The sequence below is a fragment of the Streptomyces sp. NPDC096310 genome, from assembly GCF_044763125.1.
Classification (GTDB): domain Bacteria; phylum Actinomycetota; class Actinomycetes; order Streptomycetales; family Streptomycetaceae; genus Streptomyces.
This window is the reverse complement of sequence record NZ_JBIWFO010000001.1, coordinates 423465-439028: the sequence shown is the minus strand read 5'-3', so window position 1 is coordinate 439028 and position 15564 is coordinate 423465. Positions and strand designations below refer to the sequence as shown.

Below are 15564 nucleotides of genomic sequence, written 5' to 3'. Positions count from 1 at the left end.
CCGCGTTGTCTGCTTACTCCAGAGTCGGAACGGGGCCGCTACTCGGCGAGCCGGGGCCGCTGCCCCGCTCTGACCTGCGGCGATGGCCAGTGGTACCGGTTGCGCGCGCCGACTGCCCCCGGCTCCGGCGGTGGGGTACCGTCACCGCGCTGTGCGGAGCGCCACCAAGGAGCCAGGTCATTGCGCGAGTTCACCGTCCCCCCTCTGACGGCCGCGCCCCACGTCGGTGGGCTCGCGGACGCCGTGTTCGACCATGCCCTGGACGACCCCGACCGGGTCGCGCTCGGCCGCAAGGACGCGGAGGGCCGCTGGTACGACGTGACCTCGGCGGTCTTCCGTGACGAGGTGCTGGCGCTGGCGAGAGGGCTGCTGGCCCAGGGGGTGCGGTTCGGGGACCGGGTCGCGATCATGTCCCGTACCCGCTACGAGTGGACGCTCTTCGACTTCGCGCTCTGGTCGGTCGGCGCCCAGCCCGTACCGGTGTATCCCACGTCCTCCGCCGAGCAGATCTACTGGATGATGCACGACTCCGAGGTCTCGGCGTGCGTGGTCGAGGACGAGGACCACGCGATGACCGTCGGGTCGGTCATCGGCCGGCTGCCCCTGCTCGGACGGCTCTGGCAGCTCGACGCGGGCGCGGTCGAGGAGTTGTACGCGGCGGGCGCGGAGATCGACGACGAGGTGGTGCACCGGCACCGTACCGCCGTCACCCCGGACTCGGTGGCCACGGTGATCTACACGTCGGGCACCACCGGCCGCCCCAAGGGGTGTGTGATCACCCACGCGAACCTCATGTTCGAGGCGGACACCGTCCTGGCCCGCTGGGAGCCGGTCTTCCGCACCCGGTCGGACGCCGAGGCGTCGACGCTGCTCTTCCTGCCGCTCTCGCACGTCTTCGGCCGGATGATCGAGATCGCGGCGGTCCGCGGCCGGGTCAAGCTCGGTCATCAGCCGGCGCTCCAGGCGAGCGCGCTGCTGCCCGATCTGGCCGCGTTCCGGCCGACGTTCATCCTGGCCGTCCCGTACATCTTCGAGAAGGTCTACCACGCGGCGCGGCGCAGGGCGGAGACCGAGGACCGGGCCGGCGCCTTCGACAAGGCCGTCGAGGTGGCGGTGCGGTACGCGGAGGCGCTGGAGCAGCGGGCCTTCGGCCTCGGGCCCGGGCCCTCCGCCGGACTGCGGATGCAGCACCAGTTCTTCGACCGGGCGGTGTACGGGCGCATACGCGAGGCGATGGGCGGGCGCGTCCGGCACGCCATGTCGGGCGGTTCCGCGATGGACCGGCGGCTCGGGCTGTTCTTCGCGGGCGCGGGCGTCCGCGTCTACGAGGGGTACGGGCTGACGGAGTCGTGCGCGGCGGCCACCGCCAATCCGCCCGAGCGCACCCGGTACGGGACGGTCGGGCAGCCGATCCCCGGCACCTCCGTCCATATCGCGGACGACGGCGAGGTCTGGCTGCGCGGCGGCCATGTCTTCGCGGGCTACCTCAACGACCCCAAGTCCACCGACGGTGTTCTCCACGAGGGGTGGCTGGCCACCGGGGACCTGGGGTCGCTGGACGAGGACGGCTATCTGACCATCACCGGACGGAAGAAGGAGATCCTGGTCACCTCCGGCGGCAAGAGCGTCTCGCCGGTGGTGCTGGAGGAGCGGGTACGGGAGCATCCGCTGATCGCGCAGTGCATCGTGGTCGGCAACGACCGGCCGTACGTCGCCGCGCTGGTGACCGTGGACCAGGAGGCCGTCGACCACTGGCTCGCCATCCGGCGCAAGCCGCCGCTCAAGGCCGCCGAGCTGGTACGGGACCCGGACCTGGAGTCGGAGATCCGGCGTGCCGTGGTGGCCGCGAACACGGCGGTCTCGCAGGCCGAGTCGATCCGTACGTTCCGGATCCTGGCGCATCCCTTCAGCGAGGCGGAGGGGTTGCTGACGCCGTCGCTGAAGCTCAAGCGGAAGGCGATCGAGGCCGCCTACGCGGTGGAGGTCGCGGCGCTCTACCGTTGAAGCCCTGTTCTCAACGGACCGGTGATCCCGGGAGACGGGAATCCGTCCGGCTCTGAGATCGTTGGAAGACCGAGCAGTGAATCGACGACGTTAGGATCGACCGCCCGTGAGCAAGGTCCCCACCCTCACTCTCAACAACGGCATCGAGATGCCCCAGCTCGGCTTCGGCGTCTGGCAGGTGCCGGACGACGAGGCGACGCCGGCCGTGACGACCGCTCTGGAGGCGGGCTACCGCAGCATCGACACCGCCGCCATCTACGGCAACGAGGAGGGCACGGGCAAGGCCCTGGCCACCGCGGGCATCGCCCGTGAGGACCTCTTCGTCACCACGAAGCTGTGGAACGCCGAGCAGGGCTACGACACGACGCTGCGCGCGTTCGACGTGTCCCTCGGCAAGCTCGGCCTCGACCACGTCGACCTGTATCTGATCCACTGGCCGACCCCGGCCGCCGACAAGTACGTCGACACGTACAAGGCGTTCGAGAAGATCCTCGCCGACGGGCGCGCCAGGGCCATCGGTGTCTCGAACTTCCTTCCCGAGCACCTGGAGCGGCTGACCGGCGAGACCTCCGTGGTCCCCGCGGTCAACCAGATCGAGCTGCACCCGCAGCTCCAGCAGACCGAGTCCCGCGCGTTCCACGCGGAGCGGTCCATCGTCACCGAGGCGTGGTCGCCGCTGGGCCAGGGCAAGGGGCTGCTGGACGTCCCGACGGTGGTGGCGATCGCACGCAAGCACGAGCGGACCCCGGCGCAGGTCGTGCTGCGCTGGCACCTCCAGCTCGGGAACGTGGTGATCCCCAAGTCCGTGACGCCGTCCCGGATCCAGGAGAACATCGACGTGTTCGGCTTCGAGCTGGACGCCGACGACCTGGCGGCGTTCGCGGCACTGGACGAGGGCAAGCGCCTCGGCGGCCACCCGGCGGAGATCAGCTGACCCCGGCCCCGCCGGGGCCCGTCGTACCGGTCAGCGGGCGCCGTGCGCCGGGGCCAGCTCCGCGACACGGTGCGCCAGTTCGATGTCCTTGGCGGTGACGGCGCCGCCCGCGTCGTGCGTGTGCACGGCGAGGGCGACCGTGTTGTATCCCAGGGTCAGATCGGAGTGGTGGTTCAGCTCGTCCTGGACCGCCGCGACATGGGCGACCAGCGCGGCGGCGGCGCGGTGCGAGGGGAGCCGGTACGTCCGGGTGAGGCGCCCGTTCGCCAGGCTCCAGCCGGGCAGTTCCCGCAGCCGGTCCTCGGTCTCGTCCTGCGACAGCGGTTCGTTGGCCATGCCGGGGCTCCTCGGGGGCGGGGGGACGGACGGGGCGACATGGCCGAGAATACGGTCCGTGCCCCGCGTCACCGGTGCGCCGTGCCGCGCCTCGGTGCGCCGTACCCAGGCCCGCCTCCGGGCCTGGGCGTAACGGCCGGTCCCGGCTGTACTACGGTCCTCGTATGGCGGCGCGCGCGAGGACAGCAGACGGTACGACGCCCCCCTCCTCCCCCGGTACCGCGATCGGCCCGCTGCTGCGCGGCTGGCGCACCCGGCGGCGGCTCAGCCAGCTCGAACTGGCGCTGCGCGCGGACTCCTCCGCCCGCCACATCAGCTTCGTGGAGACGGGCCGGGCCCGCCCGAGCGAGGAGATGGTGCTGCGGCTCGCCGACCATCTCGACGTGCCGGTGCGGGAGCGCAACGCCCTGCTGCTGGCGGCGGGGTACGCGCCCCGCTTCACCCGGACCGCGCTGGACGACCCGGCCCTGGACGCGCTGCGCGAGGGGCTGACGCGGCTGCTGCGGGGGTACGAGCCGTACCCGGCGCTGGTGGTGGACGGGACGTACACGGTGGTGGCCGCGAACCGGGGGATCGCGATGCTGCTGGACGGGGTACCGGAGAAGCTGCTCACCCCGCCGCTGAACGCCATGCGGCTCACCCTCCACCCGGAGGGGCTGGCCGCCCGGATCCGCAATCTGCCCGAGTGGCGCGGGCACCTCCTGGACCAGATGGGCCGTCAGCTCGCGCTGAACCGCTCTTCTGCGCTGCGGGAGCTGTACGAGGAGGTGGCCGCGTATCCGGCGCCGGAGGGGCGCGGGGAGCCGGCCGCCGGGGTGGGGCCGGCCGTACCGCTCCTCGCGCTGCCGATGCTGATCGAGCACGACGGCCGGACGCTCTCCTTCGTCTCGTCCATCTCCACGTTCAACACGCCGATGGATGTGACCGTCGCCGAACTGGCCATCGAGACGTTCGTCCCGGCGGATCCGGAGACGGTGGCGTACCTGGCGTCGCTCCCGATGAGGGCGCCGGCGACGGGTCATGACGGCCGGGGGCCGCCGGTGTGCCGTGGGCGTTTCAAAATCTCTTGGCAGAAAGAGGAATGAGCCCGGAAGGCCGGGGCAGGAGGCGAACTTGTACGGTCCGCTGTGTTGGAGGGTGAGTGTCATGACGACCAGTACTGTGAATGCCGCCGAGGCGGAGCAGATGGCGGGCGTCCTGGCGGCCGGAGCGGTGGCACCCGGGGCGGCCGGTGAGCTGCCGCGTATCGAGGACCCCGCCAAGATCGCCCCCCGGGACGCGCGAGCGCTGTCGAAGCTCTTCTTCGACCAGCTCCAGGTCCTGGAGGAGGGCACGGCCGAGTATCAGTACGCCCGTAACACGCTGATCGAGATGAACCAGTCGCTGGTGCGGTTCGCCGCGGGCCGCTTCCGCAACCGGGGCGCGGGCGACATGGAGGACATCCTCCAGGTCGGCACGATCGGTCTGATCAAGGCCATCGACCGGTTCGATCTCTCCCGTGAGGTCGAGTTCACCTCGTTCGCGGTGCCTTACATCGTCGGTGAGATCAAGCGTTTCTTCCGGGACACGAGCTGGGCCGTCCATGTTCCGCGCCGCCTTCAGGAGCTGCGTGTCGAGCTGGCCAAGGCCAAGGAGCACCTGGCGACCGTCCTGGACCGGGATCCGACCGTCAAGGAGCTCTCCGAACTGCTCGGCATCACCGAGGAAGAGGTCATCGAGGGCCTGGTCGCGACCAACGGCTACACGGCCGGTTCGCTGGACATGCCCACGAGCGAGGAGGGCACCACCGGCGGCGGCCGGACCTTCGCCGATGTGCTGGGCGAGGCGGACCCGGCGATGGAGAAGGTCGAGAACCTGCACGCGCTGGCGCCGCTGCTGGAACAGCTCGACGAGCGGGAACGCGGCATCGTGACGATGCGGTTCGGCCAGGAGATGACGCAGTCTCAGATCGGCGCCGAGCTGGGTGTGTCACAGATGCATGTGTCGCGGCTGCTCAACCGGATCATCACCCGGCTGCGCGCCGGGATGCTCGTGGAGGAGTAGTCCCCCCCTCCCGGCACTGGGCGCGCGGCGGGCGGGACCCGGTTGTCAGACCCATGGATCAGACTTGAGGGTCCGGCGGTTTCCCGGAGTTCCGGGATCCGCGGATCCACGGATTCATGGGGAGGAAGCCACGATGGCCACATCCACGTCCCGCACCCCCGGCGCCCCGGGCGAGCGCTCCGCGGCCCGCGCCTATCTGCGGCTGCTGGCGGCCGTCCGCGCGGTCCTGGACGATCCCGTACGGGCGCCGCAGGCCGCGCCGCTGCTCGCGGCCCCGATCGCGGAGGCGGACGCGGCGCTCACGGCGGCGGGCCTGGCGGGCAACGAACGGTCGTTCCTCGACCTGGTCTCCGCACAGGCGCTCGGCGGCGCGGGCCCGGAACGCCGCGGATGAGCGCCGGACCGGTACGAGCGGGCGGCGGACCCCGGTCAGGGGGTACGCCGCCCGCTCCTCCGTACGCGGATCAGCCGCCGATCAGCCGCGCGTCAGCCGCAGCGTGACCAGTTCGAACGGACGCAGCGACAGCAGGACCGCGCCGTCCGTCAGCTCCGGTCGGCCCGCACCGCCCGCCGGGTCGGTCAGCGGGCGCTCCAGCAGGTCGGTGACGGCGAGGCCGGTGGCGTCGAAGCCCAGCCCGACACGCGCCCTGGCCCGGCCGCCGGTCGCCTCGTAGAGCCGTACGACGAGGTCGCCGCTCGCGTCGTCGGCCAGCTTGACCGCGCTGACGACGACCGCGTCGTTGTCGACGGTGACCAGCGGGGCGACCTCTCCCGATCCGGTGAGACGGCGCTCGGGCAGGTTGACGCGGTAGCCCTCCCGTACGGCGTCACCGATCGTCGCGCCCGGGGCCAGCGCGTGCCGGAAGCGGTGGACGCCCTGGTCGGTCTCCGGGTCGGGGAAGCGCGGCGCGCGCAGCAGGGAGACCCGGACGGTGGTGGTCGTACCGGCGTCGGACGCGCGGACCGTACGGGTCACGTCGTGTCCGTACGTCGAGTCGTTGACCAGCGCGACGCCCCAGCCCGGCTCGTCGAGGTGGACGAAGCGGTGGTTGCACGCCTCGAACTTGGCGGCCTCCCAGCTCGTGTTGGTGTGGGTGGCCCGGTACACATGGCCGAACTGGGTCTCCGAGGCGTACCGCTCCGCGTGGACGTCCAGCGGGAAGGCGGCCTTGAGGAACTTCTCGGTCTCGTGCCAGTCGACCTCGGTGTCGATGTCGAGCCGCTTGGTGCCCGGCGCGAGGGTCAGGAGCTGGGTGACCTTCGAGGTGCCGAACGAGCGCACGACGCGTACGCCGACAGCGCCGCCCGTGGCGTCGCCGGCCCCGATCCCGGTGAGTTCGTCGAGGTCCGTCAGATCGGTGACGGTGTTGCGGTAGAACTCGTCCACGTCCCACGCGTCCCACTGGTTGGGGAAGTCGGGGTGGATCTGGAGCAGGTTGGCGGCCTCGCCCGGGGCGATCGTCTCCCGCTCCGCGCTGATGTCGTACGCCGAGACGACCAGGCCGCGGCCGTCGATCTCGACCTCCAGCAGGCCGTTGCTGAGCACGTACCCGCCGTTCTCGCGCTCCGTGAGCTGCGCGCCCGCGACAGCGCCGGCCGGTCCCGCCGCGCCCGCCGCGACCCCGCCGCGCGTGTGCGGCGCCGCGTTGAAGACCAGGGGCGTCCCGCCGGCCGGGTCACCGGCGAGGGCGCGCTGCGCGGCGTCGATGACACCGGTCAGCTCCTCGGCGACCTTCGCGTAGGTCTTCTCCGCCTCGCGGTGCACCCAGGCGATGGACGAGCCGGGCAGGATGTCGTGGAACTGGTGGAGCAGCACCGTCTTCCAGACCCGGTCGAGCAGTTCGTACGGGTAGGCGGCGCCGGTGCGGAGGGCGGCGGTGGCGGCCCACAGCTCGGCCTCCCGCAGCAGGTGCTCGCTGCGCCGGTTGCCCTGCTTGGTCTTGGCCTGGCTGGTGAGCGTGGCCCGGTGCAGCTCCAGGTACAGCTCGCCGACCCAGACGGGCGGATTCGGGTACTCGGCCTCGGCCTTGGCGAAGAACGCGGCCGGGGTCTCCCACTCGACCGTCGCCGAGCCTTCGAGGCTGCGCAGCCTGGCGGCCTTGGCGATCATCTCGCGGGTGGTGCCGCCGCCTCCGTCGCCCCAGCCGGTGGGCGCCAGCGAGTGGCGGGCGGCGCCCTTCTCCTTGAAGTTCTTCGCGGCGTGGGCGATCTGCTCGCCCGTCATGGAGCAGTTGTACGTGTCGACGGGCGGGAAGTGGGTGAAGATCCGGGTGCCGTCGATGCCTTCCCAGCGGAAGGTGTGATGCGGGAACTTGTTGATCGTGGACCACGAGATCTTCTGTGTGAGCAGCCACTTGGATCCGGCGGCCTTGATGATCTGCGGCAGCCCGGCGGCGAAGCCGAAGGTGTCGGGGAGCCACGCCTCGTCGTTCTCGATGCCGAACTCGTCGAGGAAGAAGCGCTTGCCGTGCACGAACTGCCGGGCCATCGCCTCGGAGCCGGGCATGTTGGTGTCGGACTCGACCCACATGCCGCCGGCCGGCACGAACCGGCCCTCCGCGACGGCCTTCTTGACCTTGGCGTAGACCTCGGGGCGGTGCTCCTTGATCCAGGCGAACTGCTGGGCCTGGGACATGGCGAAGACGAACTCGGGCTCGTCCTCCAGCAGCGCGGTCATGTTGGCCGTCGTACGGGCGACCTTGCGGACCGTCTCGCGCAGCGGCCACAGCCAGGCGGAGTCGATGTGGGCGTGGCCGACCGCGCTGATCTTGTGGGAGGTGGCCGGCGCCGGGGTGGTGAGCACGCCGGCGAGCAGGTCGCGGGCGGCGGCGGCCGTGCCGTTCACGTCCTGGAGGTCGATCGCGTCGAGCGCGCGGCTGATCGCGCGCAGGATCTCCCAGCGGCGGGCGCCCTCCACGGGCAGCTCGGCCATCAGCTCGCCGAGCACCTCCAGGTCCTGGACGAGCTGCCAGACGGTCTCGTCGAAAACGGCGAGGTCCATCCGGGCGAGGGTGTACTGGGGTTCGTCGCCCGCGGTCTCCTTGTCGCCGAGTCGCGTCGGCAGGAAGGGGTGGTAGTCGAGGATCACCGGGTTGGACGCGGCCTCGACATGCAGCAGCACCTCTTCGCCGCCGGCCACGGGCGCGCCGATCCGTACCCACTGGTTGCGCGGGTTGAGGCCCTTCACCGGGGTGCCGTCGGGGCGGTAGACCAGGCCCTCGCACTGGAATCCGGGCATGTTCTCGTCGAAGCCGAGGTCGAGGACGGCCTCGACGGTGCGGCCCGCCCACTTCTCGGGGACGGTCCCGGAGACCCGGAACCAGCTCGTGCCCCAGGGCGCGCCCCAACGGTCGCCGACCGCGACCGGCTCGCCGGGCCCGGCGATGCCCTCCGCCACGGGGACGGGCTCACCCGGCGCGTGCCGGACGGCGACATCGAGCGGGATCGACTCGGGGTGGACGGCGGGCCTGATGCGTTCGTCGAGGACGCGCTTGAGGCGGCCTTCGACGAGGGTGCGGTCGTCGTGCATGAGGGGTGCTCCTGAAGTGCGTCGGGTGCGTGGGGTGCCGTGAGTGCCGTACGTACGCGGGTGTCCAGTGTGACCGCGTCGCCGGGACCGGACCGGCGCCGGTCCGGTCAGGGGACGTCGTCGGGGTGGACGACCTCCGTGATGGAACGGGCCGCGAGATGGGCGCTGTCCCCGGCCCGGCTCGCGAGGACGGCGGTGGGCCGGACGCCCGCCTCGGCCAGCCGGGCGAACGCCTCGAAGAACGCGCCCCCGGGGGCGCAGGTGGCGCGGGTGGGCGCGGTCGCGTCGTCCCCGGTGTCGACGGCGAGCGCGAGCGTACGGGGCGCGGGCGCGTAGGTGCGCTCCCGCCACGCGGCGACGGTCCGGGCGAGGGATTCCCCGGCCGGTTTGACCTTCCGGTCGTTGGTCAGCAGGCCGAGGCCGTACTCCAGTTCCGGGAAGTCGGCCAGCGCGCGTGACACGTCGTGGGAGCACCACCAGGTGATGCCCCAGACATCGGCGCAGTCCAGCGCGGCGGCGACGGTGGCCTCGGTGAAGGCCGCGGCGTGCTCGGCGGGGATGAGCGGCGCGGGGGCGCCGACCTCCTGGAGCCAGACCGGCCGGTGCGGTTCCAGGGCCCAGGCCTTGGACAGCTCGATCATGTACGCGGCGTGGTGCTCGGTGGCGGTGCCGGTACGGCCGTGGCGCTGCGCGGTGCCGTTGAACACCCAGGAGTGCACGGCGGTGACGGCGCCGATCGTGGCCGCGTGCGCGGGGGTGAAGGCGTGTCCGTCCTGGTACCAGGCGGCGTCGTACTCGGCGTGCAGATGGAGCCTGCCGGGCGCGCCCTCCTCGCACGCCGCGAGCAGTGTGCGCAGCCAGTTTCCCGCCTGGTCCGGGGTGACGGGGTCCGGGTCGGGGTGCGGCGGTCCCGAGAACTGGTTGATCTCGTTGCCGATGGTCATGCCGATGAAGTTCGGCCGGTCCGCGAGGGCGGCGGCGAGCGTACGGAGGTACGTGGCCTGCCCGGAGACGACATCGTTGTCAGTGAACAGGTTCCGCCGGTGCCAGGTCCGGGTCCAGGCGGGCAGGAAGTCGAAGCTCGACAGATGGCCCTGGAGTCCGTCGACATTGACGTCCAGGCCGCGTTCGGCGGCGGCGTCGGCGAGCTGGACGAGCTGCTCGACGGCGCGGGGCCTGATCAGGGTGCGGTTGGGCTGGAAGAGCGGCCAGAGCGGGAAGACCCGGATGTGGTCGAGGCCGAGCGCCGCGATCGAGTCCAGGTCGGCGCGTACGTCGTCCAGGTCGAAGTCCAGCCAGTGGTGGAACCAGCCCTGGCTGGGGGTGTAGTTGACGCCGAAGCGCGGCGCCGGGGTGCTCGTGGGTGGCAACGTTGTCCTGCTTCCCTGCGGTGCGTGCGGTGGTGCGTGCGGTGCGTGCGGCACGGGTGTCAGCCCTTGACGGCGCCTTCGCCGACGCCCCGGAAGAAGTAGCGCTGGAGGCAGGCGAAGAGCACGATGAGCGGGGCCACGGCGATGATCGTGCCGGCGGCGACCAGCCGGGGGTCCTGGGCGAAGGTGCCGTGGAGGTAGTTGAGTCCGATGGTCAGGGTGAAGTTCTCCGGGTCGCTGAGAACGATCAGCGGCCAGAGGAAGTCGTCCCAGGCGCCCATGAAGGCGAAGATCGCGACGACGGCGAGGGTGCCCTTGACGGCGGGCAGCGAGATGCGCAGGAAACGCTGCCAGACGTTGGCGCCGTCGACGAAGGCCGCCTCCTCCACCTCCTGCGGCTGGTTGAGGAACGCGTTGCGCATCAGCAGCACGTTCATCGCGCCGATGGATCCCGGCAGCAGCACACCGATGAGGGTGTTGTTCAGGCCGAGGTCCCGCATGGTGGTGAACTGGGCGATGATGATGCCCTCGACGGGGACGAGCATGGCGAGGATGAACGCCAGCGTCGCGGCCGTACGTCCCTGGTAACGCAGTCGCGCCAGCGCGTAGCCGGCCAGGGCGGCGCCCACACAGTTGGTGATCACATTGGCGATCGCCACCTTGAGCGAGTTGAACGCGTACTCCCACACCGGGATGACATGGGCGACCCGCTCGTAGTTGTGCAGGGTCACATCGTCCGGGAAGAAGGTCGGCGGATAGCTGTAGATGTCCTCCGTCGGGCCCTTGAGCGAGGTGGAGAGCTGCCAGAGGAACGGCCCGATCAGCACGGCGAGCATGACGAGCAGCAGGGTGTAGCGGAGCACGAGCTGCCAGGGCGCGATGCGCCGGCCGTCGGCGTCGGTCATCTTCAGGATGCTCACGCGTCCTCCTTGCGGTCGGCGCGGAGCACCAGCAGCATCAGGGCGACGGTGACGACGAAGACGACCACGGAGATCGCGGAGGCGTAGCCGACCCGGCCGCTCAGCCCGGTGCCGACCCGCTGGACGAGCATGACGAGGGTGGTGTCCTCACCCGCCGGGCCGCCGCTGGGGCCCGCCATCAGATAGACCTCGGAGAAGACCTTGAAGGCGCTGACCGAGGAGAGCGCCGCGACGAGGACCATGGTGGAGCGTACGGCGGGCACGGTGACGGTGACGAAACGGCGCACGGCGCCGGCCCCGTCGACGGCCGCGGCCTCGTGCAGCTCGCGCGGGACGTTGGCCAGCGCGGCCAGGTAGATGATCATGTAGTAGCCGAGGCCCTTCCAGACCGTGACGGCCATCGCGCTGAACAGCAGCAGCCACTGGTCGCTGAGGAAGCCGATCCGGCCGACGCCCACGGCCTCCAGCACCGAGTTGACCAGTCCGCGGTCGTCGAGCAGCCAGACCCAGATGAGGCCGACCACCACGATCGAGGCGACGACCGGGGTGTAGAAGGCGGAGCGGAAGAAGGTGACACCGGGGATCTGCCGCTGGACGAGCATGGCCAGCAGCAGCGGCAGCAGGACCAGGGCGGGGACGACACAGACGACGTACAGCGTGCTGTTGCGCAGGCCGATCCAGAACATCTCGTCGTGGATCAGCTCCCGGAAGTTGTCCAGGCCCACGAAGCCGCCGGAGATCAGCGTCCGGCGGTCGGTGAAGGAGTTGATGAGGGTGCTGATGAACGGATAGAGACTGAAGGCGCCGACGACCAGCAGTCCCGGGGCCGCGAACAGCCAGGGACTGAAGGAACGTTGGCGCCGGATCCCGCGGACGGGCCCGCGGCGGGGCCCACGGCCGCCGGAGCCGGAGCTCCGGAGCGTGGGCCCCGCCGCGGCGGATTCCGGGGGAAGTGCCCGGGGGGCGGTGGAGCTTGTCATGGTGCGAGGCTCAGCTCTCAGCTCTGCTTGAGCAGACGGTCACAAGCCTCGACGGCCTGGTCGAGGGCGGCCTGGGGGCTCTGCTTGCCCTGGAGCGCCTTGGCGACCTGGTTGCGCAGCTCGGTCTTCATCTGCTCGCTGAACAGGACGGGCGTGTAGTTCTCCGCCTTCTTCAGGGACTTGGCGGCGGCGATCCGGACGCGGGTCTCGTCGGTGCCGTCCTCCTTGGTGAAGTACGGGTCGTCCAGGGAGCCCTTGGTGCTCGGGAAGATGGCGACCTGCTTGGCGAAGGACATCTGGCGGGTCGCGTCGGTCACGAAGTGGGCGAAGGCGACGGCGGCGGGCTTCTGCTTGGTCTTGGAGTTCACCATGACGCCCATGACGTACATGTTGACCTTGCCGGTGTTGCTGATCTGGTCCGTGATCCCGATGTTCTTGTACAGCTTCGGCGCGTTCTTCTTGAAGTTCTCCAGGTCCAGCGCGCTGCCCGGGTTCATGGCCACGGACTCGGTGAGGAACTTGGTGCCGGAGGACTCGGGGGTCGCGGTCAGCGCCTGGGAGTCGAGCGCCTTGGCCTCGAACAGCTCCTTGTACTTGGTGAGCAGTTCGACGCCCTTGGCGTCGTTGAAGGCGAAGCCGGTGCCTTCCTTGTTCATGAGCTGTACGCCGTAGCGGCCGAAGTCCTCGATGGTGGGCACCTGGGCGAGGGTGGCGATCTTGCCGTTGCTCTGCTCGGCGAGCTTCAGCCCGTCCTTGAAGACCTGGTCGTAGGTGGTCGGCGGGTTCTCGGGGTCGAGCCCGGCCTCGCTGAACAGGCGCTTGTTGTAGAAGGTGGGGCCGGTGTTCAGGTACCAGGGGAAGCCGTACGTGCCCTCCAGGCCCGGTATCTGGTGGCTCTTCCAGGCGTCCGGCAGATACTCCTTGCCGTACGCGGCGGCCGTCTTGTCCTTGTCGAGGTCAAGGGCGAGACCGGCCTTGGCGAGCGGGGTCACCAGGTCGGGGGAGATGTTGACGACGTCGGGGAGCGTGCCGCCCGCCGCGTCCGCGCTGAGCTTGTCGGCGTAGCCCTCGGCAGGCCGGTCGACCCACTTCACCTCCGTGTCGGGGTACTCCTTCTCGAAGTCCTTGATGACTCCGTTGAAGTAGTCCTTGAAGTTGGCCTGGAGGTTCCAGGTCTGGAAGGTGATCTTGCCCTTGATGGCGCCCGAGGCGTCGGAGGACTCGTCGTCGGATCCTCCGCCACAGGCACTGAGAGGCAGGACAGTGGCGAGAACAGCGGCGAGGGCGACTGCTCTTCGGGAGATGCGCACGGTGAACGGCTCCTTCTGCTCGGACCAGACGTGCGGTCGGCGAGCCGGAGCTTCGGCGCCCCGACTCCTTATGCCCAGCAGACCTTGCAATGCACGTGCGTGAAAGTCAACACATTCTCGTCACAAGCCCGGCCCATGTTGGTTTCGTCGCAGGTCAGAGTGGTTATTACGACTTAGTTGCGATGGGGTACTAATGCGCTTTAGAATGCTGCGACTCAAGCGCATTAGTCCGGGGTCCAGATGGCTCGTCCGATACGGCAGGAAAAGGGGCACCGGGGTGACAGGGAAGCAACCGTCCACCGAGGACCCCCCACCGGTCCGCCGCACGCCCGCGCGCCGTCCGACGATGAAGGACATCGCCCAGCGCGCCGGGGTCTCGGAGAGCGCCGTGTCCTTCGCCCTCAACGACCGTCCCGGCGTCTCCGAGGTCACCCGCGCCCGGGTCCGCCGGGTCGCCGAACAGCTCGGCTGGCGCCCCAGCACCGCCGCCCGCGCGCTCTCCGGCGAGGGCTCGGCCACCGTGGGCCTGGTGCTGGCCCGCCCGGCGGCGTCCCTCGGCGTGGACTCGTTCTTCCTGCAACTCATCTCCGGCATCCAGGAGATCCTGTCAGACCGTCAGCTCGGCCTCCTCTTCCAGGTGGTGGAGGACGTCTCCGCCGAGTGCGCGGTCTACCGCCGCTGGTGGGCCGAGCACCGGGTCGACGGCGTCCTGGTCGTCGACCCGAGGACCGACGACCCACGGCCCGGGGTCCTGGACGAGCTGGGGCTGCCCGCCGTCGTCATCGGCGAACTGCCGGACGGCGACCCGCGCCCGTACCCGGCGCTCTCCCGGGTACGGGCGGACGACGCGGGCGCGATGGCCGCCATCGTGGGCCGGCTGTACGAGCTGGGGCATCGCAGGATCGTCCATATCGCCGGGCTGCCCTCGCTCGCCCACACCGAGCGGCGGATCCGTTCGCTGCGCGCCGAGGCGCGGCGGTACGGCCTCTCCGAGGTGCGCTCGCTGACCACCGACTACTCCGACACGCAGGGCGCGGCGGTGACCCGCCGGGTGCTGGAGGAGGACCGCCCGCCGACGGCCCTGATCTACGACAACGACGTGATGGCGGCGGCGGGCACGGCGGTCACGGCCGGGCTCGGGCTCGCGGTGCCCGGCGATGTCTCGGTCATCTCCTGGGAGGACTCGGCGCTGTGCCGGCTGGTCCGGCCGTGGCTGACGGCGCTGTCCCGGGACTCGGTCGCGTTCGGCAGGATCGCCGCGCGCGAGCTGGCCGCGCTCCTCGACGGCGGCGCGGCCCGTGCCGTACAGGTTCCGCTCCCCCGGCTGATCGAGCGCGAGAGCCTCGCCCGGGGCCGCGCCTGAGGCGGCGGGGCGCGGTGCGGTCGCGGTCCGGCGTCGTGGTCCCGGCGTGGTCCGGTCGTGCCCGCGTACGGTGCCGGCACGACCGGAGGTACGCGGGCGATCAGCTCGCCGCCGTACCGCTCCCGCCGGGTTCCCCGTCGGCGGACGCCCGTTCGGCGGCCGGGACGAGTTCGGGGGCGGCGGGGTCGGACGTACTCGGGCTCGGGGAGCGGCGGCGCGGCTTCGGTGTCTCGGCGCGCGCGGCCTCCGCGCGGATCAGGGCGTTGAGTGCGGCGAAAGCGTCAATGGGCATGGCTGTGTCCTTGGCGTGAAGGGGTGGAGGCTGCTGAACGGGGCGGGGGAGTTCCCCCGGGACGCGCGGGTGCTCGTCCTGTCAGCAGCGCAGCACCGCACAGCGCGTGGGGCCCACCACCCGCGGCGGCCCCGCGGGGACGCGGCGGCTGGGACACGGGAACGGCCTCGTGGCATCCGGCACCAGCAGGTCCGGCGGCGCCATCCGGGCCCTCGCCGGACGCTCCGTCCTGGCGGGGTCGGTGTGCTGGTCGGTCTCGGCGGTGTCCTGCTGTCCCTCGCCGCTTCCCTCGCCGCCCGGGTCCGGGGTACCGGAGGCGGGCGGGACGGGGTCGACGGCCCGCGCGGTCGCGGAGCAGGAGGCGAGCGAGATCCCCAGGAAGGCGATCAGTACCAGCAGGCCCACCACCACGGCCCGGCGCACGGCGGCGGCGTGCGCGGCCGCGGCGCGGGGGGCGAGAGGCGGGGCACTGCGCATGGGCAT

The 15564-nt window shown here is 71.1% G+C and carries 14 protein-coding genes; 6 read left to right on the top strand and 8 right to left on the bottom strand.

Going from position 1 to position 15564, the window contains the following annotated elements; all coding sequences use genetic code 11:
- The first annotated feature begins 180 nt into the window (after positions 1-180).
- Positions 181-2004 (top strand): AMP-dependent synthetase/ligase, encoded by a 1824-nt coding sequence (locus tag ACIQ7D_RS01640; RefSeq protein ID WP_403932275.1) that lies wholly within the window; start codon positions 181-183, stop codon positions 2002-2004.
- A 106-nt stretch (positions 2005-2110) separates the two neighbouring features.
- Entirely contained in the window at positions 2111-2938 is an 828-nt protein-coding gene (locus tag ACIQ7D_RS01635) for an aldo/keto reductase (RefSeq protein ID WP_403932273.1), read from the top strand.
- 30 nt (positions 2939-2968) lie between these two features.
- On the opposite strand, the gene ACIQ7D_RS01630 is transcribed toward ACIQ7D_RS01635, so the two are convergent.
- Positions 2969-3274: a 4a-hydroxytetrahydrobiopterin dehydratase gene (locus ACIQ7D_RS01630; RefSeq protein ID WP_403932270.1), complete on the bottom strand. Its 306-nt coding sequence runs from the start codon at positions 3272-3274 to the stop codon at positions 2969-2971.
- Between the two features lie 164 nt (positions 3275-3438).
- Between ACIQ7D_RS01630 and ACIQ7D_RS01625 the strand changes: the two genes are divergently transcribed.
- From ACIQ7D_RS01625 to ACIQ7D_RS01615, 3 genes are all read left to right on the top strand, one after another.
- A complete protein-coding gene (locus ACIQ7D_RS01625) occupies positions 3439-4359 on the top strand; it encodes a helix-turn-helix domain-containing protein (protein ID WP_403932267.1) in 921 nt (306 codons plus the stop codon).
- 61 nt (positions 4360-4420) lie between these two features.
- Positions 4421-5317 carry an RNA polymerase sigma factor SigF gene (locus ACIQ7D_RS01620; RefSeq protein WP_403932264.1) on the top strand — a complete coding sequence of 299 codons (897 nt, stop codon included), beginning with the start codon at positions 4421-4423 and terminating at the stop codon, positions 5315-5317.
- A 133-nt stretch (positions 5318-5450) separates the two neighbouring features.
- The gene (locus tag ACIQ7D_RS01615) at positions 5451-5711 is read left to right on the top strand and encodes a hypothetical protein (protein ID WP_403932261.1); all 261 of its coding nucleotides are present in this window, start codon (positions 5451-5453) and stop codon (positions 5709-5711) included.
- Positions 5712-5792: 81 nt separating this feature from the next.
- Here the strand turns inward: ACIQ7D_RS01615 and ACIQ7D_RS01610 are convergent, their stop codons facing one another.
- The 5 genes from ACIQ7D_RS01610 to ACIQ7D_RS01590 all read right to left on the bottom strand — a co-directional run bounded on the left by ACIQ7D_RS01610 (position 5793) and on the right by ACIQ7D_RS01590 (position 13426).
- Entirely contained in the window at positions 5793-8846 is a 3054-nt protein-coding gene (locus ACIQ7D_RS01610) for an alpha-mannosidase (RefSeq protein WP_403932258.1), read from the bottom strand.
- Between the two features lie 107 nt (positions 8847-8953).
- Positions 8954-10216 (bottom strand): glycosyl hydrolase, encoded by a 1263-nt coding sequence (locus ACIQ7D_RS01605; RefSeq protein ID WP_403932255.1) that lies wholly within the window; start codon positions 10214-10216, stop codon positions 8954-8956.
- A gap of 59 nt (positions 10217-10275) precedes the next feature.
- Positions 10276-11121: a carbohydrate ABC transporter permease gene (locus tag ACIQ7D_RS01600; protein ID WP_403933761.1), complete on the bottom strand. Its 846-nt coding sequence runs from the start codon at positions 11119-11121 to the stop codon at positions 10276-10278.
- Positions 11122-11132: 11 nt separating this feature from the next.
- A complete protein-coding gene (locus tag ACIQ7D_RS01595; RefSeq protein WP_403932252.1) occupies positions 11133-12116 on the bottom strand; it encodes a carbohydrate ABC transporter permease in 984 nt (327 codons plus the stop codon).
- A gap of 17 nt (positions 12117-12133) precedes the next feature.
- Entirely contained in the window at positions 12134-13426 is a 1293-nt protein-coding gene (locus ACIQ7D_RS01590) for an ABC transporter substrate-binding protein (RefSeq protein WP_403932249.1), read from the bottom strand.
- A gap of 346 nt (positions 13427-13772) precedes the next feature.
- On the opposite strand from ACIQ7D_RS01590, the gene ACIQ7D_RS01585 reads away from it, so the two are divergent.
- A complete protein-coding gene (locus tag ACIQ7D_RS01585) occupies positions 13773-14789 on the top strand; it encodes a LacI family DNA-binding transcriptional regulator (protein WP_403933759.1) in 1017 nt (338 codons plus the stop codon).
- Positions 14790-14889: 100 nt separating this feature from the next.
- Here ACIQ7D_RS01585 and ACIQ7D_RS01580 read toward each other — a convergent pair whose 3' ends face one another.
- Positions 14890-15081, bottom strand: coding sequence for a hypothetical protein (locus ACIQ7D_RS01580; protein ID WP_403932247.1), 192 nt, complete (start codon positions 15079-15081; stop codon positions 14890-14892).
- Positions 15082-15162: 81 nt separating this feature from the next.
- Positions 15163-15558, bottom strand: coding sequence for a hypothetical protein (locus tag ACIQ7D_RS01575; RefSeq protein WP_403932244.1), 396 nt, complete (start codon positions 15556-15558; stop codon positions 15163-15165).
- Positions 15559-15564: the final 6 nt, after the last annotated feature.

What these genes read in the sequence shown, in the direction of transcription:
- ACIQ7D_RS01630 (WP_403932270.1), bottom strand. Translation starts at nt 3,274, where the DNA reads ATGGCCAACGAACCGCTGTCGCAGGACGAGACCGAGGACCGGCTGCGG.
- ACIQ7D_RS01625 (WP_403932267.1), top strand. Translation starts at nt 3,439, where the DNA reads ATGGCGGCGCGCGCGAGGACAGCAGACGGTACGACGCCCCCCTCCTCC.
- ACIQ7D_RS01620 (WP_403932264.1), top strand. Translation starts at nt 4,421, where the DNA reads ATGACGACCAGTACTGTGAATGCCGCCGAGGCGGAGCAGATGGCGGGC.
- ACIQ7D_RS01615 (WP_403932261.1), top strand. Translation starts at nt 5,451, where the DNA reads ATGGCCACATCCACGTCCCGCACCCCCGGCGCCCCGGGCGAGCGCTCC.
- ACIQ7D_RS01610 (WP_403932258.1), bottom strand. Translation starts at nt 8,846, where the DNA reads ATGCACGACGACCGCACCCTCGTCGAAGGCCGCCTCAAGCGCGTCCTC.
- ACIQ7D_RS01600 (WP_403933761.1), bottom strand. Translation starts at nt 11,121, where the DNA reads ATGACCGACGCCGACGGCCGGCGCATCGCGCCCTGGCAGCTCGTGCTC.
- ACIQ7D_RS01595 (WP_403932252.1), bottom strand. Translation starts at nt 12,116, where the DNA reads ATGACAAGCTCCACCGCCCCCCGGGCACTTCCCCCGGAATCCGCCGCG.
- ACIQ7D_RS01585 (WP_403933759.1), top strand. Translation starts at nt 13,773, where the DNA reads ATGAAGGACATCGCCCAGCGCGCCGGGGTCTCGGAGAGCGCCGTGTCC.
- ACIQ7D_RS01580 (WP_403932247.1), bottom strand. Translation starts at nt 15,081, where the DNA reads ATGCCCATTGACGCTTTCGCCGCACTCAACGCCCTGATCCGCGCGGAG.
- ACIQ7D_RS01575 (WP_403932244.1), bottom strand. Translation starts at nt 15,558, where the DNA reads ATGCGCAGTGCCCCGCCTCTCGCCCCCCGCGCCGCGGCCGCGCACGCC.